The organism is Hymenobacter sp. 15J16-1T3B (assembly GCF_020711235.1).
In the GTDB taxonomy this organism is placed as follows: Bacteria; Bacteroidota; Bacteroidia; order Cytophagales; family Hymenobacteraceae; genus Solirubrum.
Genome location: NZ_JAJFAV010000001.1, coordinates 440,578 through 462,175, shown reverse-complemented (window position 1 = coordinate 462,175; position 21,598 = coordinate 440,578). Strand labels below are relative to the sequence as shown.

Annotated in this window: 20 protein-coding genes; 12 read left to right on the top strand and 8 right to left on the bottom strand. The window is 64.6% G+C overall.

Going from position 1 to position 21,598, the window contains the following annotated elements; all coding sequences use genetic code 11:
* Positions 1–3: 3 nt before the first annotated feature.
* Both LJ737_RS01930 and LJ737_RS01925 read right to left on the bottom strand, forming a co-directional pair.
* Positions 4–780, bottom strand: a complete 777-nt coding sequence (locus LJ737_RS01930; RefSeq protein ID WP_227762533.1) for an outer membrane beta-barrel protein — start codon at positions 778–780, stop codon at positions 4–6.
* Between the two features lie 104 nt (positions 781–884).
* Positions 885–1,853 (bottom strand): DMT family transporter, encoded by a 969-nt coding sequence (locus tag LJ737_RS01925; RefSeq protein WP_227762531.1) that lies wholly within the window; start codon positions 1,851–1,853, stop codon positions 885–887.
* Between the two features lie 378 nt (positions 1,854–2,231).
* Between LJ737_RS01925 and LJ737_RS01920 the strand changes: the two genes are divergently transcribed.
* Entirely contained in the window at positions 2,232–4,097 is a 1,866-nt protein-coding gene (locus tag LJ737_RS01920) for a M1 family metallopeptidase (protein ID WP_227762529.1), read from the top strand.
* A 246-nt stretch (positions 4,098–4,343) separates the two neighbouring features.
* On the opposite strand, the gene dusB is transcribed toward LJ737_RS01920, so the two are convergent.
* The gene (dusB, locus tag LJ737_RS01915) at positions 4,344–5,333 is read right to left on the bottom strand and encodes a tRNA dihydrouridine synthase DusB (RefSeq protein ID WP_227762525.1); all 990 of its coding nucleotides are present in this window, start codon (positions 5,331–5,333) and stop codon (positions 4,344–4,346) included.
* 201 nt (positions 5,334–5,534) lie between these two features.
* Between dusB and LJ737_RS01910 the strand changes: the two genes are divergently transcribed.
* Entirely contained in the window at positions 5,535–6,611 is a 1,077-nt protein-coding gene (locus tag LJ737_RS01910; RefSeq protein WP_227762523.1) for a CPBP family intramembrane glutamic endopeptidase, read from the top strand.
* Positions 6,612–6,654: 43 nt separating this feature from the next.
* Positions 6,655–7,596: a phosphatidate cytidylyltransferase gene (locus LJ737_RS01905; protein ID WP_227762522.1), complete on the top strand. Its 942-nt coding sequence runs from the start codon at positions 6,655–6,657 to the stop codon at positions 7,594–7,596.
* A gap of 135 nt (positions 7,597–7,731) precedes the next feature.
* Here LJ737_RS01905 and LJ737_RS01900 read toward each other — a convergent pair whose 3' ends face one another.
* Positions 7,732–7,971, bottom strand: coding sequence for a hypothetical protein (locus LJ737_RS01900; RefSeq protein ID WP_227762521.1), 240 nt, complete (start codon positions 7,969–7,971; stop codon positions 7,732–7,734).
* A 219-nt stretch (positions 7,972–8,190) separates the two neighbouring features.
* On the opposite strand from LJ737_RS01900, the gene LJ737_RS01895 reads away from it, so the two are divergent.
* From LJ737_RS01895 to LJ737_RS01885, 3 genes are all read left to right on the top strand, one after another.
* A complete protein-coding gene (locus tag LJ737_RS01895) occupies positions 8,191–9,486 on the top strand; it encodes a Glu/Leu/Phe/Val family dehydrogenase (RefSeq protein WP_227762520.1) in 1,296 nt (431 codons plus the stop codon).
* A 232-nt stretch (positions 9,487–9,718) separates the two neighbouring features.
* Positions 9,719–10,399: a phosphatidylserine decarboxylase family protein gene (locus tag LJ737_RS01890; protein ID WP_227762518.1), complete on the top strand. Its 681-nt coding sequence runs from the start codon at positions 9,719–9,721 to the stop codon at positions 10,397–10,399.
* 64 nt (positions 10,400–10,463) lie between these two features.
* Positions 10,464–11,117: a hypothetical protein gene (locus LJ737_RS01885; RefSeq protein ID WP_227762511.1), complete on the top strand. Its 654-nt coding sequence runs from the start codon at positions 10,464–10,466 to the stop codon at positions 11,115–11,117.
* Positions 11,118–11,133: 16 nt separating this feature from the next.
* On the opposite strand, the gene LJ737_RS01880 is transcribed toward LJ737_RS01885, so the two are convergent.
* From LJ737_RS01880 to ribD, 4 genes are all read right to left on the bottom strand, one after another.
* The gene (locus tag LJ737_RS01880) at positions 11,134–12,309 is read right to left on the bottom strand and encodes a glutathionylspermidine synthase family protein (protein ID WP_227762510.1); all 1,176 of its coding nucleotides are present in this window, start codon (positions 12,307–12,309) and stop codon (positions 11,134–11,136) included.
* 308 nt (positions 12,310–12,617) lie between these two features.
* The gene (locus LJ737_RS01875; protein WP_227762509.1) at positions 12,618–13,310 is read right to left on the bottom strand and encodes a Cj0371 family chemotaxis-regulating polar lipoprotein; all 693 of its coding nucleotides are present in this window, start codon (positions 13,308–13,310) and stop codon (positions 12,618–12,620) included.
* 133 nt (positions 13,311–13,443) lie between these two features.
* The gene (gene msrC, locus LJ737_RS01870) at positions 13,444–13,926 is read right to left on the bottom strand and encodes a free L-methionine (R)-S-oxide reductase MsrC (RefSeq protein WP_227762508.1); all 483 of its coding nucleotides are present in this window, start codon (positions 13,924–13,926) and stop codon (positions 13,444–13,446) included.
* Positions 13,927–14,060: 134 nt separating this feature from the next.
* Positions 14,061–15,125, bottom strand: a complete 1,065-nt coding sequence (ribD, locus tag LJ737_RS01865) for a bifunctional diaminohydroxyphosphoribosylaminopyrimidine deaminase/5-amino-6-(5-phosphoribosylamino)uracil reductase RibD (RefSeq protein WP_227762505.1) — start codon at positions 15,123–15,125, stop codon at positions 14,061–14,063.
* Positions 15,126–15,174: 49 nt separating this feature from the next.
* On the opposite strand from ribD, the gene prmC reads away from it, so the two are divergent.
* The 6 genes from prmC to LJ737_RS01835 all read left to right on the top strand — a co-directional run bounded on the left by prmC (position 15,175) and on the right by LJ737_RS01835 (position 21,451).
* Entirely contained in the window at positions 15,175–16,068 is an 894-nt protein-coding gene (gene prmC / locus LJ737_RS01860) for a peptide chain release factor N(5)-glutamine methyltransferase (protein ID WP_227762502.1), read from the top strand.
* A gap of 53 nt (positions 16,069–16,121) precedes the next feature.
* Positions 16,122–16,727 carry an acyltransferase gene (locus tag LJ737_RS01855; RefSeq protein WP_227762501.1) on the top strand — a complete coding sequence of 202 codons (606 nt, stop codon included), beginning with the start codon at positions 16,122–16,124 and terminating at the stop codon, positions 16,725–16,727.
* A 16-nt stretch (positions 16,728–16,743) separates the two neighbouring features.
* Positions 16,744–18,045 (top strand): nucleotide sugar dehydrogenase, encoded by a 1,302-nt coding sequence (locus LJ737_RS01850; protein WP_227762499.1) that lies wholly within the window; start codon positions 16,744–16,746, stop codon positions 18,043–18,045.
* A 111-nt stretch (positions 18,046–18,156) separates the two neighbouring features.
* The gene (gene galE, locus LJ737_RS01845) at positions 18,157–19,179 is read left to right on the top strand and encodes a UDP-glucose 4-epimerase GalE (protein WP_227762491.1); all 1,023 of its coding nucleotides are present in this window, start codon (positions 18,157–18,159) and stop codon (positions 19,177–19,179) included.
* Between the two features lie 86 nt (positions 19,180–19,265).
* Positions 19,266–20,324, top strand: coding sequence for a dTDP-glucose 4,6-dehydratase (rfbB, locus tag LJ737_RS01840; protein ID WP_227762489.1), 1,059 nt, complete (start codon positions 19,266–19,268; stop codon positions 20,322–20,324).
* Between the two features lie 119 nt (positions 20,325–20,443).
* Positions 20,444–21,451 carry an SDR family oxidoreductase gene (locus LJ737_RS01835; protein WP_227762487.1) on the top strand — a complete coding sequence of 336 codons (1,008 nt, stop codon included), beginning with the start codon at positions 20,444–20,446 and terminating at the stop codon, positions 21,449–21,451.
* The last annotated feature ends 147 nt before the right edge of the window (positions 21,452–21,598 follow it).

Below are 21,598 nucleotides of genomic sequence, written 5' to 3'. Positions count from 1 at the left end.
GCGCTAATGCCCCAGGAAATACGTGCCCGTGAGCTGGGCCACGCGGTTGTAGCCGCCCTGAATGCTGGGCTGGTCCGTCACGCTCGATTGGTACAGATTCAGCAAGCCCAGGCCGTAGCCCAGCTGCAACTGCACCGGCCCGCGCCGGTAGCCGATGCCGGCGTTGAAACCCGCGTCGAGGCGCCGCGAGTAGTAGCCCCGGATGGAAAGCGTGCCGTTGCCGGCTTCACTTGGGCCGTACTCGATTTTGTCGGTAAAGCGGGTAGTTGGCACCACTTGCTGGGTGGGGTCGTTGGAGCTGTTGTGAATGACGGTGGCGGCCTTACCGCCCACGCCCACGGCTACGTAGGGCCCCGCAAATAGCTGCAGGCCCGAGCGGCCCGGGCTATACACCACGTTCAGCGGCAGTTCCAGCCAGTGGTAGCGGGCCACCGTGCGCCCGTCGCGGTACAGGTTGTACTGCGGGCTATCAAAGGAAGTCAAGGTGACCTGGGAGCGGATGACGGTGCCCTTCTGCGAAAACAGCAGGCCGGTTTGCAGGGCCAGCGGCCCGCGCGCGGCCTCCAGCACCACGCCGAACTGCCCGGCCAATCGCGCCGATTTTTGCTGCGTGCCGCTGTACGTCAGTGAGGTGTTCTGGTCGGGCACTTGCTGCGTGACGTTGGCGCGGTTCAGCCCGGCGCGCAGCCCCAGGCGGTAGGTGGTTTGGGCCGACGCAGCGGTGGCGCTGAGTAGGAGGGCCGGCGCCAGCAGCCGAAAAACGGTGGTAGAACGAGGCATAAGAAAAAGCTTGATGGACTAACTCAAATAGAAACCAACCGGCCGGCAACGCTGGACCTTGCTAGGTGGAGCCGCCGCCGGGGCCGCGCGTTGCAAGGCCGGGGCTACTTCGCCCGGTTGATGATGAACACGCTCAGCAAAATGATGCCCATGCCGAGCAGGTGCCAGCCGTTGATGATTTCGCCATCGAGCAGGCCCCAGGCCAGGGCCATGATGGGCACCAGGTAGGTGTTGGACGCGGCGAAGAGAGCCGTCGACTGCTGAATCAGCTTGTTGAAGAGCACCATGGCCACGGCCGTGCTCATGGTGGCCAGCAGGGCAATGTAGCCGAAGGCCGTCCAGGCACCGGGCACGTGCTGCAGCTTGTAAATAAAGTCGGTGCCCAGCAGCAAATACAGCGCGGCTGGCCCACCGATGAGCATGAGCAGCAGCCCCGTCACGGCAATGGACGGAATGCCGTGGAAGTGGTGCTTGATGATGTTGACGCTGAAGCCGTAGCCGAGCGTGGCCAGCACGATGTAGAGCCCGTACCAGGCGTTGCCCTGCCCGCTGGGCGTGGCGTCGCCGCCGCTGCCGCCCAGGCCCATCAGCACGATGGTGCCCGCCAGCCCGGCCACGATGCCCAGGGCCCGCAACCACGTGATGCGCTGCCCAAAAAACACCGCACCCACCAGCAAGGTGAACACCACCGTCAGCGCGTTGAGCACGCCCGCTAGGCCCGAGGCCAGCTTGGTTTCGGCGTAGGCGAATAGGAAAGCCGGAATCAGGGTGCCGACCACCCCGCTGATCAGCAGCCACTTAAAGCGGCTGCGCTCCACCCGGCGCACGTGGCGCAGCGCGAAGGGCAGCAGCAGCAGCGAGGCCACCGTGACGCGCGTGGCGCCCAGCTCCAGGGCCGAAAACACCACCAAGCCCTTCTTCATCAAAATAAACGAGGTGCCCCAGATGGAGGCCAGCACAATGAGCAGCACCCAGGCCGACAGCGGCGTGGGCTGGTGCGGGGGCGGGCCGGCCACGGTGGGGGAGGAGGGGGCAGCGGCAGCAGCGGGGGCGGGAGCAGGAGTGGAAGGCATCAGGCTGCAAAGGTCGCTACAAGTCCCGAGGTATGCCCGCCGGATTCTTGCGCACTTGCGCCTACCAGCCCGGGCGGCGGGCGGGGGCCAAAGTCGGGGCCGCCGCGGGCCGAACCGTTGCCGCGTTTCAACAACTCATTCAGGCCGTCAGGTCGAGCGAAGTCGAGACACCTCGCGGGCTGATGGCCGGGCGTAATGTTCTGCTGAGTGGCATTTCTATCCGGCGAAAGGCCTCGACAAGCTCGACCTGACGGCCTTTTCACGTTCGGGCAGCCCAAGTCGTAGCAGCGACTATTCGGTTGCCTTAACCGCATAAACCGCCATTTTTACCCGGCCGCAGGCAACGCCTGCCCCACCGGCCCTGTCTGTCTCCCCGTTATGATGACCCGACTTCTCCTCGCCCTGCCGCTGCTGGCCGGCCTCGCGCAACCCGTGGCCGCGCAGTCACCGCTGTACATGCCGCGCGACATCAAAGCCGCCTACGCCAAGGGTACCCGCGCCCTCGACGGCCGCCCCGGCCCGCGCTACTGGCAAAACCGCGCCCGCTACGACATCACCGTGCAAACCGCCCCGCCGGCCCGCGAGGTGCGCGGCCGCGAGCAAATCGTGTACACCAACAACAGCCCCGATACGCTCAAGCAGGTCGTGTTCCGGCTGATTGCCAACATCCACCAGCCCGGTGCCGCCCGCGACGGCGACGCCTCGCCCGCCTACCTCACCGAAGGCGTACAAATCGACTCCTTCGCGGTGGCCGGGCAGGCCCAGGACGCCAAAACCTGGCGCGGGGCTGCCACGGCCAAGGCCGTGCGCTTGCCCAAGCCCCTGCTGCCCCACGACTCCGTGCGCTTCTCGGTGGTGTGGCACTACAACGCCTCGCAGGAAAGCGGGCGCGAGGGCATGATCGACCCCACGACGTACTTCCTGGCCTACTCGTACCCGCGCGTGGCCGTCTACGACGACTACAACGGCTGGGACCGGCTGCCCTTCGTCGACAGCAAGGAGTTTTACAACGACTTCAACGACTACACCCTGCGCGTGCGGGTGCCGGCCAACTACCTCGTGTGGGCTACCGGCGTGCTGCAAAACGCCGACAAAGTGCTGCAGCCGACCTACGCCAAACGCCTGAAAAAAGCGCTGAAAAGCGACGACGTCAGCCACATCGTGACGGCCGCCGAGCTGGCGCAGAAGAACGTGACGGCTCAGCAGCCGTTCAATACCTGGCTGTTCACCGCCCGCAACGTGCCCGACGTGACCTTCGGCCTGAGCGACCATTACCTCTGGGACGCGGGCAGCGTGGTGGTCGACGCCAAGACCAAGCGCCGCGCCCTCATGCAGGCCGCCTACGCCGAGAAAACCGTGGACTTCCGCGAGTCCGTCAAGAACGGGCAGTTTGCGCTGGGCTGGTTCTCCGACCCCAAAAACTGGCCCGGCGTGGCTTACCCGTACCCCACGATGACCGCCTTCCAGGGTTTCGCCGACATGGAGTACCCGATGATGGTCAACGACAGCCCGCAGGACGACCCCAAGTTTGCCCAGTTTGTGCAGGACCACGAAATCGTGCACACCTACTTCCCCTTCTACATGGGCATCAACGAGAGCCGCTACGCCTACATGGACGAGGGCTGGGCCACCACGTTTGAGCTGCTCATCGGCCGGGCCGAGCGCGGCGCCGCCGCCGACGAGCTGTACCGCAAGTTTCGGGTGGAGCGCTACATCAAGGACCCCGCCACGGCCGAAGACCTGCCCATCATCACGCCCAGCAGCGAGCTGAAGGCCGGCTACGGCAACAACGCCTACGGCAAACCCTCGCTCAGCTACCTGGCCCTTAAGGACATGCTCGGCGACGACCTCTTCAAGAAGTGCCTGCACGAGTACATGGCCCGCTGGAACGGTAAGCACCCCATTCCCTGGGACTATTTCAACTCCATGAGCAATGCCTCGGGCCAGGACCTGAGCTGGTTTTTCCAGAACTGGTTCTTTACCAACAACTACATCGACCTAGCCGTGGGCGGCGTGAGCGGCAACACGCTGACGGTACAGAACGTGGGCGGTTTCGCCATTCCCTTCGATGTGGAAGTGGAATACACCGACGGCTCGAAAGCCACCCTGCACCAGACGCCCGCCGTGTGGCAGGCCAACCAGCGCCAGGCCACCATCACCCTGCCCAAGGAAGCCAAGTCGGTAGCTCTGCAGGGCGGCCTGTACATGGACGCGACGGAGAAAGACAACGTGTGGCGCCGGTAGCATAAGCTAACGGTAGCACTGGCCGTCATTGCGAGGAGGCACGACGAAGCAATCGGTCCTCTCGCGGCACGACGCTACTACTGGCAGAAGCCCAAAAAACGGCACCGCCCAAAACCACAGACGCTGGTTTCGGGCGGTGCCGTTTTCGGTTTGCAAGAATTGCGTCGGCGGTGCTGCTAGAGGACCGATTGCTTCGTCGTGCCTCCTCGCAATGACGGCCGGATGAACCGCTACCTGCAGGCGGAGCTAGTCGGCCAGCACGGCTTCGCTCTGGGCAATGGTGGCCAGGATGGCGCGCACCTCGTCGGGCGTGCCGGCTTCTACCAGCTGGGTGCGCCACTGCTTGGCGCCCACCAGGCCCTTGAAGTAGTGCGCGTAGTGCCGGCGCATCTCGAAGACGCCCAGCTTGGGGCCTTTCCACTCGATGCTCTTCTCGAAGTGCATCACGCAGGCCTGCACGCGCTCCTCCAGGGTGGGCGGGGCCAGCTTTTCGCCGGTGGCCACGAAGTGCTTGATTTCGCGGAAAATCCAGGGGTAGCCGATGCTGGCGCGCCCGATCATGATGCCGTCGACGCCGTAGCGGTTCTTGTACTCCACGGCTTTTTCCGGCGAGTCGATGTCGCCGTTGCCGAAGATGGGAATGCGGATGCGCGGATTCTCCTTGATTTTGGCAATCAGGCGCCAGTCGGCGTCGCCCTTGTACATCTGCACACGGGTGCGGCCGTGCACGGTCAGCGCCTCGATGCCGATGTCCTGCAGGCGCTCGGCCACTTCCTCCACGTTCTTGGTCGACTCGTCCCAGCCCAGGCGGGTTTTCACCGTCACGGGCAAGTGGGTGGCTTTCACCACGGCCTCGGTCATGGCCACCATCTTGGGAATGTCGCGCAGCAGGGCCGCGCCGGCACCCTTGCAGGCCACCTGCTTCACCGGGCAGCCGTAGTTGATGTCGATGAGGTCGGGGCCGGCCACGGTGCTGATTTTGGCGCACTCGCCCATCGTCTCCACGTCGGAGCCGAAGAGCTGAATGCCGATGGGCCGCTCGTAGTCGAACACGTCGAGCTTTTGCCGGCTCTTGGCCGCCGCCCGAATCAGGCCCTCCGACGAGACAAACTCGGTGTACATCAGGTCCGCTCCGCCCTGCTTGCACACGGCGCGGAAAGGCGGGTCCGACACGTCCTCCATCGGGGCGAGCAGCAAGGGAAAGTCGGGCAGGGCAATGTCGCGGATGTAAACCACAGCGGAACGGGTTAGCGTATTTTGCGCAAATTTACGACTATGTCAGGGTCCGGCCGACGGCCGCGCGCCGAAACCCGGCTACGTCGCCCGGTTCGGCCCGCGCCGCCAAGTGCCTCAGGCCCTGACTGCCGGTTGGCCATAACCGGCTTCTGCTGCCCCTGGTTCCCCGTTGCGCCCCCGGCGCCTTCCTCGTTTCTGCCCATGCTCCCCACGCGCCCCGCCCGCCCCACCGACGAAAACCTGCACCCCGCCCTGGTACTGATGCTGCTGGTGCTGCTGGTGGTGGGCGGCATGTGCGTGGGCTTTTTCGTGGCCATGCTGCTGGTGGGGGCCGTCTACGGCATGGATGCGCTGATGCGCGTCACCACCATCATTGCCGCCCCGCAGAGCGCGCCCGAGGGCTGGGGCGTGTTGATGATTATGCAGGGCGTGCCCCTGCTCTTTGGCTTCGGCGGCGGGGCCTTGCTGGTGCCGGTGGTGCGCGGCCTTAAGCCCGCCGCCTACTTTCAGCCCCGGCAGCCGGTGCCTGCCTTCTGGCTGCTGGCCGCCATGGCCCTGATCATCGTGAGCATTCCAGCCATGTCCGTCCTGATTGCCTGGAACGCCGGCCTGCACCTGCCGCCCAGCCTCTACGGCCTGGAAAAAGCGGCCCGCCTCTACGAAGACCAGGCCCAGGTGCTCACCACTTTCCTGACCAAGTTCAACTCCTTCGGCCGCTTCTTGGTGGCGTTGCTGGTGGTGGCCGTCATTCCGGCCATTGCCGAGGAGCTGACCTTCCGCGGGGTGGTGCTGCGGCAGTTGGCCCGCTGGACGGGCTCCGTGCACTGGGGCGTGTGGCTATCGGCGGCGGTGTTCAGCGCCATTCACGTGCAGTTCTTCGGCTTTTTCCCGCGTCTGCTGCTGGGCGTGGTGCTCGGCTACCTCTTCGCCTGGAGCGGCAACATCCGCGTGTCGATGGCCGCGCACTTCGCCCAAAACGGCTTCCAGCTGCTGCTGCTTTACCTGCAGCAGCGCGGCACCATTAGCTTCGACGCCGACGGCAACGAGGCCCTGCCCTGGCCGCTGGCCCTGGTCTCGCTGCTTATTACCGGCGGCTTGCTCTACTGGCTGTACCAGCAGCGCTTCCAGCTGCCGGCCGCGGCGGCCCAGCCCCTCGAAGCCCACACGCTCACCGGCCACGGCGTGGAAGTGCGCCGCGCCGACGTGCCACCCGTAGCCGGCCACACGCTCACCGGCCACGGCATCGACACGCCCCGCACCGACCAGCCCGGCGCCTAAGCCCGCTATTCTCCGTTTTCGCTATTCCGCGCCTCCACCCGCTTTGACTACGCCCGCTACTCCCCCCCCCGCCGCCACCGAATCGGCCGATGCTCAGAAGAAGCCCGGCATGTCCAATATGTGGCAGCGCATCATTTCCGGCGTCATCGGCGCCGCGCTGCTGCTAGGCTCCATCTGGTACAGTTCCTGGACGTTCGGCGTATTCTTCGGCCTGGTGCAGGCTCGTATGCTCTGGGAGTTCTACCGCATGATGAAGGAGCAGGGCTTCAAGCCGGCGGCCATACTCGGCGTGGGCAGCAGCTTGCTGATTTTCGCTTGCGTTTTCTTTCTAGCGCATGTCCAGAATATGACCGACGAGTCAGCAGGAGTAGCGGTAGGCGCTTATGCAGGAGCCGCTTTGGCACTAGTAGCCCTGCTGTTCCTGCTGCCCATCATCCTGCTGCTGCGCGAAATGTACTGGTGGCCGCGCGACCAGCAGCCCTTCTCGCCCTTCGCCAACGTTGGCATTGCCCTGCTGGGATTGTTCTACGTCACGCTGCCCATGAGCGGGCTCAACGTGCTGGCGTTCGGCCCCCAGGGCTACGACTACCGCCGCATCTTCGGCCTGCTCTTCCTGATCTGGACGGCTGACACCGGGGCCTACATTGCGGGCAAGAACTTCGGCAAGCACAAACTGGCGCCCGGCATTTCGCCCGGCAAAACCTGGGAGGGCCTCATCGGCGGCGTCCTGCTCACGCTCGTTGTGGGCTGGGGCCTGGGCTACCTCATGCCCGAGCTGCCGCTGGCCCACCGCCTCGTCGCGGCCGTGGTAGCCTCCGGCTTCGGCGTGCTCGGCGACCTGGCCGAGTCCATGCTCAAGCGCAACGTGGGCGTGAAGGACTCCGGCCGCATCATGCCCGGCCACGGCGGCCTGCTCGACCGTTTCGACGCCTTTCTCTTCGTGGTGCCGGTGCTGGTGGTGCTGCAGGTGCTCTTCGGCGCGTAGAGCTGAGGGGAGGACACCAGGGCCGCAAAGCCCTGAGTGGGAACTGTCATCCTGAGCGCAGCGAAGGACCTTATCACTACTGAACGGGACGTTGTTACGTCAATCGGTCTAGTGTGGTAAGGTCCTTCGCTGCGCTCAGGATGACAGCAACTCTATCATTTCTCCACCTGTTTCTTCCACCACCTCGCCGATAGCTTCTACCACTGTTCCGCCGGTTCCCACCGTCTTGCCACTCGCTTCTACCATCATTCCGCGGGCTCCCGCCACTTCGCCGCTGCTTCCTGCCGCCAGCCCGCACGCTACCAACGCCTTGCCGATGGCTCCTACCACTATTCCGGTCGTTCCCACCGCTTCGCCGCAGGTTTCTATCATCATGCCGGTCGGGGCCGCGGCCGCGTCGTAGCTGGGCAGCAAGCCGAAAACCGGGCTTTTTTACTTACCTAACGACTGTAAGCCTCGTACACGCTTCTAGTCAGGGAATCCTACTACCTTTGGCGCGCTATTTCTGCCCGCAGGCCCACTGCTCGGTTGGCTTCGGGCGGCGCTGTTTCTGCATTCCCCCACTTTCCCAACCCCTTCTTACCGACCAACAGCATGGCTACCTCCACGGCGTACAAGTACAAAGAGCCGGCTCCCAAGGTGGACCGCGAAAATCCGCTCGAGTCGATGATGTCGCGCTTCAACGTGGCCGCCGACATTCTCGGCCTCGACGACGCGACCTACAACGTGCTCAAGGCTGCTGACAAGCAGGTTATCGTGCACATCCCGGTGACTATGGACAGCGGCGAAGTACGCGTGTTCGAGGGCTACCGCGTGGTGCACAACACCGTGCTCGGCCCCTCGAAAGGCGGCATCCGCTACGACAAAAACGTGCACCTCGACGAGGTGAAGGCCCTGGCGGCCTGGATGACGTGGAAGTGCGCCGTGGTCGACCTGCCCTACGGCGGCGCCAAGGGCGGCATCATTTGCGACCCGACGACCATGTCGGCCGGCGAAATTGAGCGCCTCACCCGCGCCTACACGCTGGCTATGAAAGACGTGTTCGGCCCCGACCGCGACATTCCCGCCCCCGACATGGGCACCGGCCCCCGCGAAATGGCCTGGCTGATGGACGAATTCTCGAAGACCGTGGGCGCTACCACCCCGGCCGTCGTGACGGGCAAGCCGCTGGTAATGGGCGGTTCGCTGGGTCGCACCGAGGCCACCGGCCGCGGCGTAATGGTATCGGCCCTGGCCGCCATGCGCAAGCTGAACATGAAGCCGGAAGAGTCGTCGGCCGCCGTGCAGGGCTTCGGCAACGTGGGCTCCTGGGCCGCCAAGCTGCTCTGCGAGCAGGGCGTGAAGATCAAGGCCATCAGCGACGTATCCGGCGCGTACTGGAACGAAAACGGCATCAACATCGACGAAGCCATTGCCTACAAGAACGCCCACAAGGGCCGCCTCGACGGCTTCCAGGGCGCCGTGCTGATGGAGCACGCTGAAGACCTGCTCACCCTGCCCGTCGACGTGCTCGTGCCCGCCGCCGTGGAGGACGTCATCACCGAGCACAACGCCCACGACATCAAGGCCAAGCTCATCGTGGAAGGCGCCAACGGCCCGACCTCCGCGTCGGCCGACCCCATCATCAACGAGAAGGGCATCATGGTGGTGCCCGACATCCTGGCCAACTCCGGCGGCGTGACCGTGTCCTACTTCGAGTGGGTGCAGAACCGCCAAGGCTTCAAGTGGACCGAGGAAATGGTGACCGAGCGCGCCGACCGCATCATGTCCGACGCTTTCGAGAAAGTGTACGCCACCAGCCAGAAATACAACGTGCCGATGCGCATTGCCGCCTACGTGGTAGCCATCGACAAAGTCGCCCAGACCTACAAGTTCCGCGGCAGCTTCTAAGCCGCTGGCCGGCGCGCCTTGGCCCGCAGCACCGATTTTGTCGGTGCCCGTGGGGAAATTTGCCGGCTCAGACGTACTATTGCGTATAGCCCGGGTCGTAAGGCCCGGGCTATATTTGTACCCGCACTCCGCTTCCCGCTCACCCCTAACGCCCCGCTGCTCGCTGCTGCTTAACCCGCCGGCTGAATCCTAAACCGGTGAAACCAAGTACATCAGCGTTAACCTGCGCTTTATGAAGATCCACAAAGAAGGTCGCCGCATCCTGTTCTTCACCCTGCTGGCGCTGCTGGCCGTCAACCTGCTCCTCTACCAATTCAACGAGCAGGGCGTCGGCTTCAACCGCGTATTCTCGGGCGTGTCGGTGGTGGCTTTCCTGCTGCTGCTGCAATTTTTCCGCAGCCCTTACCGCAACCTGCTCACCCACGAGGACATCGTCATTGCGCCGGCCGACGGCAAGGTGGTGGTCATCGAAGACGTGCACGAGCCGGAGTTTTTCGACGGCGTGCGCAAGCAGATCAGCATCTTCATGTCGCCCATCAACGTGCACATCACCCGCAACCCGGTGTCGGGCACGGTGAAGTACTTCAAGTACCACCCCGGCAAGTACCTGGTGGCCTGGCACCCCAAGAGCAGCACCAAAAATGAGCGCACCACGGTGGTGGTGGAAACCGAAGCCGGCCCGCAGGTGCTCTTCCGGCAGATTGCCGGTGCCATGGCCCGGCGCATCGTGTGGTACGTCAACGAGGGCGACGAAGTAAGTCAGGGCGAGGAGTTCGGCTTCATCAAGTTCGGCTCCCGCGTCGATGTATTCGTGCCCGTGGATACGGACGTGAAAGTGCAGATCGGCGAGAAAGTAAAAGGCGGCCAGACCGTCATTGCCCAGCTGAAAACGCCGCCGGCTACGCTGTTCTAAGCCGTTGTGGCGCAAAATATTATCAGCCCGGCAGCTCTCAAGTTGCCGGGCTTTTTGTATGGTTATGCTCCCCGATTTCATTCGCGCGAAATTCACCGCCGTGCTGGCCGGCCGGCTTCCCATTGCCGAGTTCGAGCCGTGGGTATACGCCACGTCCGAACTGGAAACCGCCCTGCCGCCCGACGACTATCTGGAGCTGATCAGCTTCAACTACGGGCAGCGTGACGCACTGCACATGCTGGAGGCGCTGCTGGGCCGCCACGTCAGCTGGGGCGAAGTGCAGCGCGAAGAACTGTTGGGGTATCTACGCGCTATCCAAGCCCGCGCAGACGCGGATGCGGTAGTCAACGCCTTAGAAGCGACCTACGACTGGTACTGCCGTGGCTGCTTCTTCCTCGACCACGTAGCGTTGTCGGCGGGCCTGGAAATAAGCTGCTACTGGCACGATGGCACCGCGCCGTGGGCTAGCCTGACGAATGCGCAGAAGTGGGCGTACCTCGGGCATTTCTACCCGGCCGCGCAACACCAAGCCGAAGAGGTTATCGGTTGGCTTGAAACCGGGCAAATCCGGTTTGAGGCCGCCCCGGATGCCCAGTGGTATATCAATTACGTCGATGCGCGGCCAGGGGCTGCTCCGGCTCCGGAGCCCCACCTGCCCAGCGCTGACCGGTGGCCGATGCGTCCGCGCTGGTGGCGGTTTTGGCAGAGGCACAGCTAGGTTGCCGGGGCCGCGCTCAACCCGTGATAATGTGCGGCACGAACTCTGAGAGGTTGGTGATAATGCCCTCGGCGCGGCGGAAGCTCAGGGCGCAGGCTTCGCCGGCCCAGAACACGCCGGCTTGGTAGCGGCGGCCCTGCGCGTCGGTGGGGAAATCTATCCACTGCTGGCGAACCTGCGGCTGCTCGGCAAAGTCGCCGCTCTCGGCGTGCTTTTCCAGCCCGTACTCGATTTCGGTGAGGTTCTGGCCTTCGCGGCCGAACAGCGGCTTGCGCACGTAATGGCCCACGAGGTCGTCCATGCGGGCCTCCACCAGCAGCGGGTGGTGCGGAAATACCTCCCAGAGGCGGGCCAGCATGGCTTTGCTCTGAAACAGCAGCGCGTAGGGCGGGTTGGCAATCATCACGTCGCGGCTGAGCAGCAACTGGGTCAGGTCCTCGGTCAGCTCGGGCTCTTCCTCAGCCAGCAGCTCCCAGGGCACCAGCTTGAACACGAAGTCGAAGCGCTGCCACTGGCCGGGGCGCACCTCGGCCCAGGCGCCGCGGTCCTCGCCCAGCACCGACACCTGCATGGCGTCGACGGAGCAGACGTGGGCCGTGCTGAAGCTGGCGCCGCGGGCGGCTTCGGCCAGCACGGTGCAGTTGGCCTCGTCCTCGGCGCTGTCGGGCAGGTGCACCAGCAGCAGGTGCGGGGCTAGGTCCTGGTTTAGCTGCCGCCACTCGCGCAGCTGCAGCTCCAGCCCTTCGAAGAGGCCGTTGGCCTGCTGCTGGTCCTCGGGGCGGCCGGCGGCCATCAGGCTGGCCCACTGCACCACGGCGGTTTCGGGGATGCTGGTAGCGGTGTCGGCGTTGAATTCCACCAGCTTGGGGCCCTCGTCGGTGTGGGCCAGGTCGAAGCGGCCGTAGAGGTGCCAATGACGCTCGTCGTGCCAGCTGTGGCGCACGGCCTGCCAGAGGTTAGCCGGAATGCCGAGCTGCTGCAGAAACGCGTCGGGCAGCTCGTCGGGCACGGCCTGCACCAGCATTTCGTAGAGCGTGTCGGCGGCTTCGAGCAGGGTTTCGGCCTCGGGTTCGGTCAGCTCCACGGCTTCGGGGGCGAGGTAAGCGGCGCAGGCGTCTTCCACGGCCCAGTCCCAGCCCAGGCGGCGGATGGCGGGTTCGATGTCCCCGGACAGGGGCAGCAGGCGGATCATTCGGTCAATTAAAAAATTGAGAATGAAAAATTAAAAATGAAGGCGCGAAGCGGGCAGGAAAGCACGGTCATCTTGAGCGCAACGAACCGAGGGGCGGCGTAGGCAAGGCCCTTGCTCGAACCTTGCACCGCCGGTTTCGACAAGGAACAGATGCTTTTTGCGTACTGCTACGTTGCAATAGCGCCGCTGCCGCGGTTCTGCCTTCAGTCAGGTCGTTGGTGGCTGCACTTCTTAGGTCAGCAAGGTGCAAGAAGGTGCCTTGGCTACGCCGACCCTCGGTTCGTTGCGCTCAGGATGACGGGCTGCCATTACCCGCCAAACCCGCGGAAGCCGCCGCTGCTGCGGCCGCCGAAGCCGCTGCTGCGGCTGCCGCGCGGGGCGGAGCTGCGGAAGGTGCTGCGCGAGGAACTGCGGGTGACGGTGGGGCTGGTGCGGATGCCGGCGTTGGCGGCGGTGCGGCTACCCGCGAAACCCCGGCCGTAAAAGCCCCGGCCTTCGTTTTCCCGCTCGCGGTAAATGCTTTGGCGCCAGCCGTTGTTGCGCTGGAAGATGCCGGGGTTGGCGTAGTAGCCAGGGTTGGGCGTGAGCCAGCGCCCGGCCATGTAGCCGATGCTGCTCCACATCAGCACGTCCATCAGGCCGGAGTGGCCCATGCGGTTTTCGGGGTAGCGGCGGCTGTAGTCCTGCATTTGTTGCTGCAGGGCCCGGCCCTGCAGGGTATCCACTTTGCCGTCGTAGTGGCGCAGGATGGCGGCCACCTGCTCCTTGCCGGCGGGGCGCTCGGCCGTGATTTTCCACTGCCCGGGCTGCACCTCCGTCATTTCGGTGATGACGCCCTGGCTGTACGAGTCCCCGCTGGTTTCGCCGCTCCAGTCGCCGGCGTCTTCGTTGCGGCGGTCGGTGTTGCAGGCGGGCAGACCGGCCAGGCCCAAGCTGGCCGCGGCGGTGAGCAGGAGCAGGTTGCGGCGCCAGTCGCCGAGGCGGTAAAAGGGACGGTTCATAGCGGTAGGGGGCAGGTGACGAAGGGCCAGCAGGGCTGGCAGCCGCCGTAAACGTCCACAAAATCCGCCAAATGTGAAACGAAGGCCGGCGCCGCGGCCAGCCCGGCGCTGGTTGAGGGCGGCGCGTCGTCGCTTAGAACCATGCAGCCATGCGCCGGCCCAGCTCCTCCAGGTACTGCTGGTCGGTGTCGTCGAAGTCGTCGAGCTGGTCGCTATCCACGTCGAGCACGGCCACCACGGCGCCGTCCTTAAGCACCGGCACCACGATTTCCGACTTTGAGAGCGAGCTGCAGGCGATGTGCCCGGGAAACTGCTCCACGTCGGGCACCAGCAGGGTGCGGGCCTCCGCCCAAGCCGCACCGCACACGCCCTTGCCACGGCGGATGCGCGTGCAGGCCACCGGCCCCTGAAACGGCCCCAGTACCAGCTCGTCGCCCTTCACGGCGTACACGCCCACCCAGAAAAAGCCGAACGTTTCCTTGAGCGCGGCCATGGCGTTGGCCAGGTTGGCCACCTGGTCCGGCTCGCCGGTGGTCAGCGCTTCGATTTGCGGGAGCAGGGCTTGGTATTGCTGGGCTTTGGAAAGCGAGCGGTCAATGAGCAGGTCTTCGGCCATGGTGGCAAAGGTGAAATGGTGAAAGGCGAAGTGGTGAATCGGGCTATAAACAAAAGTAGCGCGAGAAGGTGCGAACCGGCAGTAGAAACCGGTCTAGACCTACTCTTCACAACTTCAAAATTTCACCACTTGCCTCAGCCGAACACGAACAGCTCGTCGTCGCCGATGACGTGATGCTCGCGCAGCCCGGTAAGGCTGAGCGGCGGGGCCACCACGCCGCCCGCACCGATGCGCACCGTGCGGCTGCGCAGCACCCGGATTTCGTCCCACAGCCCCGCCTCCAGCAGCATGGTGTGCAGGGCCGGGCCGCCTTCCACCAGCACCGACAGCACCCGGCGGGCATTAAGGTCGTCGAGGATGGCGGGCAGCAGGTCTTGCTGCGAGGGCACCGTCACGAAGCTCAGGTTGTCGCGGTCGGGCTGTTCCTTGTTGGTGTAAACCACCGTGGGCTGCGAGCCGTCGAGCAGGTGGTGGGTGACGGGCAAGGCCAGGGCGCGGTCGATGACCAGGCGCAGCGGGTTTGGGCCGGGCCACTCGCGCACGTTCAGCTGGGGGTTGTCGTTGAGGGCCGTGCGCGTGCCCACCATGATGGCTTGTTCCTCGGTGCGCCAGCGGTGCACCAGCATCTTGGCCGCCGGCCCGCTGATGGCCACCGGCTGCCCGCCCGCCCCGGCCACGAAGCCGTCGTGCGACTCGGCCCACTTCAGGATGAGGTAGGGCCGGTTGCGCTCCTGCACGGTGAAAAAACGGCGGTTCAGGCGCCGGCCTTCCGCCGCCAGCAGGCCGGTGCGCACCCGGATGCCGGCTTCGCGCAGCTTGGCGTAGCCGCGGCCGGCCACCAGCGGGTTGGGGTCGTCGTTGCACACCACCACGTCGCGCACGCCGCGGGCAATGAGCAGGTCGGCGCAGGGCGGGGTTTTGCCGAAGTGCGAGCAGGGCTCCAGCGTCACGTACACCCGGCACTGCGCCAGGTCGATGCCCGGCGGCACGTGGTTGAGGGCGTTGACTTCGGCGTGGGGGCCGCCGAACCGCTCGTGCCAGCCCTCGGCCACCACGCAGCCCGCGGCGTCGGCCACCACGCAGCCCACCATGGGGTTGGGCCGGGCGGTGTGGGCGCCGAGCAGAGCCAAATCGAGGGCGCGGCGCATCAGCAGGTGGTCGTGGGCGGTGAAGTCGTCGGTCGGGGCGAGGTCGGGCATGGCCAAATATAGAGAGGGCCGTACATGCCCGCGTACCTTTGCTTCCAGCATGAGCACCATCCGCCAGCTTACCGACCAGCTTACCCAGGACCTGCAAGCCGTGTACCCCGCCCCCGAAGCCGCCAGCGTGGCCGTGCGGTTGGTGGAGCACCTGCTCGGGCTCGATCCGCTGCAGCGCCGCCTGCGCGCCGCCGAGCCGGTGCCCGCCGCCGCGCAGCAGCAGGCGGCCGCCTGGCTGCCGCACCTGCTCGGCCACGAGCCGCTGCAGTACGTGCTGGGCTCGGCGCCGTTTCTGGACCTGGACCTGCTCGTCACGCCCGCCACGCTCATTCCGCGCCCCGAAACCGAAGAGCTGGTGCAGCTCATCACCCGGGAGCAGCGCGGCCGTGGCGGCCGGCGCATCCTCGACGTGGGCACCGGCTCGGGCTGCATTCCGCTGGCCCTGGCCCGGGCGCTGCCCGCCAGCCAAGTGTGGGGGCTCGACTTCTCGGCGGAGGCGCTGGCCGTGGCCCGGCAAAACGGGCAGCGCTACGCCCCGCAGGTGCAGTGGCTGCAGGCCGACATTCTGGACCAGGAGCCGCCCGGCATTGCCTCCGCCAGCCTCGACGTGCTGGTGAGCAATCCGCCTTACGTGCGCGACTCGGAGCAGGCCCAGATGCGCCCCAACGTGCTGGCCTTCGAGCCGCATTCGGCCCTGTTCGTGCCCGACGCCGACCCGCTGCTCTTCTACCGCCGCCTGGCCGCGCTAGGCACTACGCTGCTCGCGGCCGGCGGCAGCATCTACTTCGAAATCAACGAGGCACTGCCCGAGGAGACGCTGCGGCTGCTCACCGAGCGCGGCTACCAAGAAGGCCGCTGGCTGCCCGACCTGAGCGGGCGGCCGCGTATGGTGCGGGCTACTTGGCCGGGGGCGGGCGGTCCGGTGCAAGCCGATGACGTCTAAGTGAAAAGGCCTACCTTTGCCCGCCGAAATTCCCCGCCCGTTTCCCCGTTCTTATGCCCAAAAACGCCCCCGAGTACTTTGCGCATCCCACGGCCGTCCTCGATGAAGGCTGCCGCATTGGGGCCGGCACGCGCATTTGGCACTTTTGCCACGTCAGCGCCGGCGCCGAAATCGGGGAGGAATGCACGCTCGGCCAGAACGTATTCGTGGCCGATGACGTACGCTTGGGCCGCAACGTGAAAGTGCAGAACAACGTGAGCCTGTATACCGGCGTCGAGTGCGCCGATGACGTGTTCATCGGTCCTTCGGCCGTATTTACCAACGTCATCAACCCCCGCGCCGCCGTGGTGCGCCGCCACGAGTACCAGCCCACCAAGCTGGGCCGGGGCGTGAGCATCGGGGCCAACGCCACCATCGTGTGCGGCGTGAACCTGGGCGAGTACGCCTTCGTGGGCGCCGGCGCGGTGGTCACCAAGGACGTGCCGGCTTACGCCCTCGTCTACGGCAACCCGGCCAAGCGGCGCGGCTGGATGAGCCGCCTTGGCCACACCCTGCAATTCGACGCCCACGGCTACGCCAGCTGCCCCGAAAGCGGCGAGGTGTACAGCCTTGGCCGCACCGGCACCCTTACCTGTATTACTCCTGACTCCAACGCGTAACCAAACGCAACGACCTGTGTACGAGCAGTTACTGAACAAAGAGGCCAAGCTGGCCGTCATCGGCCTCGGCTACGTAGGCCTGCCCATTGCCCTCGAGTTTGCCCGCAAAATCAGCGTTATCGGCTTCGACATCAACGCCCAGCGCGTGGAGATGATGCGCAACAACGTGGACCCCAGCGGCGAGCTGGAAGCCGCCGCGTTTGAGGGCTGCGACATCACGTTCACCGACTCGCTCGACGTGCTGCGCGAAGCCCGCTTCTTCATCGTGGCCGTGCCCACGCCCATCGACGAGCACGCCATGCCCGACCTGAAGCCGCTCATCGGTGCCTCCACCACGGTGGGCAAGGTGCTGAAGGCCGGCGACTACGTGGTCTACGAATCGACTGTGTACCCGGGCTGCACCGAGGAAGACTGCATTCCGATTCTGGAGCGCGAGTCGGGCCTGAAGTTCCCCGCCGACTTCAAGGTGGGCTACTCGCCCGAGCGCATCAACCCCGGCGACAAGGAGCACACCCTGAGCAGCATCGTGAAGGTGGTGGCCGGCTGCGACGCCGAGTCGCTCGACGTCATTGCCAAAACCTACGAGCTGGTGGTGAAGGCCGGCGTGCACCGCGCGTCGTCGATCAAAGTGGCCGAGGCCGCCAAGATCATCGAAAACACCCAGCGCGACGTCAACATCGCCTTGATGAACGAGCTGTCGATGATTTTCGACCGCATGCGCATCAACACCTACGAGGTGCTGGAAGCCGCCGGCACCAAGTGGAACTTCCTGAAGTTCAGCCCCGGCCTGGTGGGCGGCCACTGCATCGGCGTGGACCCCTACTACCTGACCTACAAGGCCAAGGAGCTGGGCTACGACGCGAAGGTTATCCTCTCGGGCCGCACCACCAACGACGGCATGGGCGCTTACATCGCGCGCAAAACCGTGCAGATGATGATCAAGCAGGGCAAGGACGTGGCCAAGAGCAAGGTGCTGGTGATGGGCGCCACGTTCAAGGAAAACGTGGAGGACATCCGCAACTCCAAGGTGGCCGACGTCATCAACGAGCTGAAGAACTTCTCCGTCAACATCGACATCGTGGACCCGCACGCCGACAGCGACGAACTGCACCACGAGTACGGCTTCCGCCTGACCCCGCAGGAGCAGCTGCGCAACGACTACGACGCGGTTATCGTGGCCGTGAGCCACAAGCCCTACACCGAAAAGGACGAGGCCTACTTCAAGTCCATCACTGCCGAGCAGGCCGTGCTGGTCGACATCAAGGGCCTGTTCCGCGAGAAAATCAGCGGCGACGCGCTGCACTACTGGAGCCTGTAAGGCGAAATGGTGAGGTGGTAACCTGGTGAGTGCCGTTTTGGGCTGCGCAACCTGCGTGGCTGCGGCTTCCCGGACATCAACTCACCATCCCACCATTTCACTACTTCACCTATGAAAAAGATTCTCGTTACGGGCGGGGCGGGCTATATCGGCTCGCACACGGTGGTGGCTCTGCAGGAAGCAGGCTTTCAGCCGGTTATCGTTGATAACTTCTCCAACTCCAAGGAGTCGGTGCTGGACGGGCTGCGCGCCATCCTGGGCACCGAGGTGAAGAGTTACCACGTCGACTGCAACGACAAGGCAGCGTTCCGCGGCGTGTTCGAGGCGGAAGGCGAAGTGGCCGGCGTGATTCACTTCGCGGCCTACAAAGCCGTGGGCGAATCGGTGCAGAAGCCGCTGGCGTACTTTCAGAACAACGTGGGCTCCTTGCTCGTGCTGCTGGAGCTGATGCAGGAATTCGGGGTGAACAACCTCGTTTTCTCTTCCTCCTGCACCGTGTACGGCGTGCCCGACGCGCTGCCGGTAACCGAAGAAACGCCGACCAAACCGGCCTCTTCGCCCTACGGCCGCACCAAGCAGATGTGCGAAGACATCCTGCGCGACCTGTCGCAGGCCCCGGGCAACGCCATCAAGAGCATCCTGCTGCGCTACTTCAACCCCATCGGGGCGCACCCCTCGGGCAAGATTGGTGAACTGCCGCTGGGCGTACCCAACAACCTGATTCCGTTCGTGACGCAGACCGCCGCCGGCTGGCGCGAGGAACTGACCGTGTACGGCACCGACTACGACACGCCCGATGGCTCCTGCATCCGCGACTACATCTACGTGGGCGACCTGGCCCGCGCCCACGTGGTGGCCGTGCAGCGCCAGCTCGACGGCAAAGCGGCCGACGTGGAAACCTTCAACGTGGGTACCGGCCGGGGCAACACCGTGCTGGAAGTCGTGAAAACCTTCGAGAAGGTGACCGGCCAACCCCTGAAGTACCGCACCGGCCCGCGCCGCACCGGCGACGTGCCCGCCATCTACGCCGACGCGACCAAGGCCGCCGAGGTGCTGGGCTTCCGTACCGAAGTGGGCCTGGAAGAAGCCCTGGCCACGGCCTGGCGCTGGCAGCAGAATTTGACGAAGGAGTAAGGTAAGTTGCTCAGCACCAAGGCGGCGTTTAAGACGTATGCCCGGCTGCTGACTTCGCTAACCACTCCGCTACTCAACCTCTCAACATGAAAAAAATCCTCATTACCGGCGGTGCCGGCTTTATCGGGTCGCACGTGGTGCGCCTGTTCGTGACGAAGTACCCCGAGTACCACATCTTGAACCTGGACGCGCTGACCTACGCGGGTAACCTGGAAAACCTGCGCGACATCGAGTCGGCCCCGAACTACCAGTTCATCAAGGGCGACCTGACCGACCAAGCTTTCGTGGACCAGCTCTTCGCCACCGAAGAGCCCGACGCGGTGATTCACCTCGCGGCCGAGTCGCACGTGGACCGCTCGATTACCGACCCGCTGGCGTTTGTGAAAACCAACGTGCTTGGCACGGTGCACCTCTTGAACGCCGCCCGCAACCTGTGGCAGCCCAAGGGCTACGAGGGGCACCTGTTCTACCACGTGAGCACCGACGAAGTGTACGGCTCGCTGGAAATGGGCACCGATATGTTCACCGAAAGCACGCCCTACGACCCCCGCTCGCCCTACTCGGCGTCGAAAGCGTCGTCGGACCACTTCGTGCGCGCTTGGTACCACACCTACCACATGCCGGTGAAGGTGTCGAACTGCTCGAACAACTACGGCCCCAACCACTTCCCCGAGAAGCTCATCCCGCTGGCGCTGCACCGCATCCAGAACGGAGAGCCGATTCCGGTGTACGGCAAGGGCGAGAACGTGCGCGACTGGCTGTTCGTGAAAGACCACGCCACGGCCATCGACGCGGTGTTCCACCAGGGCAAAGTGGGCGAGACCTACAACATCGGCGGCGTGAACGAGTGGAAGAACATCGACCTGATTCACCTGCTCTGCGACGTGATGGACGAAAAGACCGGCAAGCCCCAGGGCACTTCGCGTCAGCTCATCAAATTCGTCACCGACCGCGCCGGCCACGACCTGCGCTACGCCATCGACTCGTCGAAAATCATGAACGAACTGGGCTGGAAGCCCTCCGTGACCTTCGAGCAGGGCCTGCGCCAGACCGTCGACTGGTACTTCGACAACCAAGAGTGGCTGCAGAGCGTGACCAGCGGCCACTACCAGGACTACTACCGCCAGCAGTACGCCGCCCGGTAAGTAATGTGCCAGTGTGCTTCGATGTGCTGATGTGCTAATGAAGCGGGCAGGCCCCGTCTCGTTAGCACATCAGCACTAGCACATTATCCACATTAGCACATCAGCACATTAACAAGAGCATGTACGAATCCCCCTTTCACGAGCAGCCGCTCGATAACCTGACTTTCCTCGTGACCGGCGGCGCCGGCTTCATCGGCTCCAACATCGTGGAGTACCTGCTGAAGTACGGGGTGAAGAAGGTGCGCACCTTTGACAACTACTCCAACGGCTTCCGCAAGAACCTGCGGCTGTTCGAGGGGCATCCTAACCTGGAAATCCTTGACGGCGACATCCGCGACCCGGAAGCCTGCCGCCGGGCCTGCGAGGGCGTCGACGTGGTGCTGCACCAGGCCGCGCTGGGCTCGGTGCCGCGCTCCATCAACGACCCGATTACGAGCAACGACGTGAATGTGGGCGGCTTCGTGAACATGCTGGTGGCCGCCAAGGACGCCGGCGTGAAGCGCTTCGTGTACGCGGCCTCGTCCAGCACCTACGGCGACTCGCCCCACTTGCCCAAGATTGAGGACCGCATCGGCAAGCCCCTCTCGCCCTACGCCGTGACCAAGTACGCCAACGAGCTGTACGCCGACGTGTTTGGCAAGACCTACGGCATGGAAATCATCGGGCTGCGCTACTTCAACATCTTCGGCCCGCGCCAGGACCCGAACGGGGCCTACGCCGCCGTGATTCCGCTGTTCATCGACGCGGTGCTGCAGGGCAAGGCCCCCCGCATCAACGGCGACGGGGGCCAGACGCGCGACTTCACCTTCGTGGAAAACTGCGTGCAAGCCAACATCCGCGCCGCCCTGGTGCAGAACCCGGAGGCCGTGAACCAGGTGTACAACATCGCCGTGGCCGACCGCACCTCGCTCAACGACCTCTTCAACATCCTCAAGGAAGAAGCCGGCGTTGACATCACGCCCGAGTACGGCCCGAACCGTGCCGGTGATATCCGCGACTCCCTTGCCGACATCTCGAAGGCCAAGAACTTGCTGGGCTACGACCCGCAGGTGCGCATCCGCGAGGGCCTGAAAAAGACGCTGGACTGGTTCCGCGCCAACCAGGAGTTTATCCAGGAGCGGAATTAACGATAAGTAAATCAGAACGTCATGTCGAGCTTGTCGAGACATCTCGCTTGCTGACGATAGGTAGGCAACCCAAGCTAGGAATTGCTATCTGACCTAACACGCGAGATGTCTCAGCTTCGCTCGCCCTGACGTTCTTTTGCAGCAGCA

Coding starts and splice junctions, on each gene's coding strand:
- LJ737_RS01930 (WP_227762533.1), bottom strand. CDS start 780: ATGCCTCGTTCTACCACCGTTTTTCGGCTGCTGGCGCCGGCCCTCCTA.
- LJ737_RS01925 (WP_227762531.1), bottom strand. CDS start 1,853: ATGCCTTCCACTCCTGCTCCCGCCCCCGCTGCTGCCGCTGCCCCCTCC.
- LJ737_RS01920 (WP_227762529.1), top strand. CDS start 2,232: ATGATGACCCGACTTCTCCTCGCCCTGCCGCTGCTGGCCGGCCTCGCG.
- LJ737_RS01910 (WP_227762523.1), top strand. CDS start 5,535: ATGCTCCCCACGCGCCCCGCCCGCCCCACCGACGAAAACCTGCACCCC.
- LJ737_RS01900 (WP_227762521.1), bottom strand. CDS start 7,971: ATGATGATAGAAACCTGCGGCGAAGCGGTGGGAACGACCGGAATAGTG.
- LJ737_RS01895 (WP_227762520.1), top strand. CDS start 8,191: ATGGCTACCTCCACGGCGTACAAGTACAAAGAGCCGGCTCCCAAGGTG.
- LJ737_RS01890 (WP_227762518.1), top strand. CDS start 9,719: ATGAAGATCCACAAAGAAGGTCGCCGCATCCTGTTCTTCACCCTGCTG.
- LJ737_RS01885 (WP_227762511.1), top strand. CDS start 10,464: ATGCTCCCCGATTTCATTCGCGCGAAATTCACCGCCGTGCTGGCCGGC.
- LJ737_RS01880 (WP_227762510.1), bottom strand. CDS start 12,309: ATGATCCGCCTGCTGCCCCTGTCCGGGGACATCGAACCCGCCATCCGC.
- LJ737_RS01875 (WP_227762509.1), bottom strand. CDS start 13,310: ATGAACCGTCCCTTTTACCGCCTCGGCGACTGGCGCCGCAACCTGCTC.
- msrC (WP_227762508.1), bottom strand. CDS start 13,926: ATGGCCGAAGACCTGCTCATTGACCGCTCGCTTTCCAAAGCCCAGCAA.
- ribD (WP_227762505.1), bottom strand. CDS start 15,125: ATGCCCGACCTCGCCCCGACCGACGACTTCACCGCCCACGACCACCTG.
- prmC (WP_227762502.1), top strand. CDS start 15,175: ATGAGCACCATCCGCCAGCTTACCGACCAGCTTACCCAGGACCTGCAA.
- LJ737_RS01855 (WP_227762501.1), top strand. CDS start 16,122: ATGCCCAAAAACGCCCCCGAGTACTTTGCGCATCCCACGGCCGTCCTC.
- galE (WP_227762491.1), top strand. CDS start 18,157: ATGAAAAAGATTCTCGTTACGGGCGGGGCGGGCTATATCGGCTCGCAC.
- rfbB (WP_227762489.1), top strand. CDS start 19,266: ATGAAAAAAATCCTCATTACCGGCGGTGCCGGCTTTATCGGGTCGCAC.
- LJ737_RS01835 (WP_227762487.1), top strand. CDS start 20,444: ATGTACGAATCCCCCTTTCACGAGCAGCCGCTCGATAACCTGACTTTC.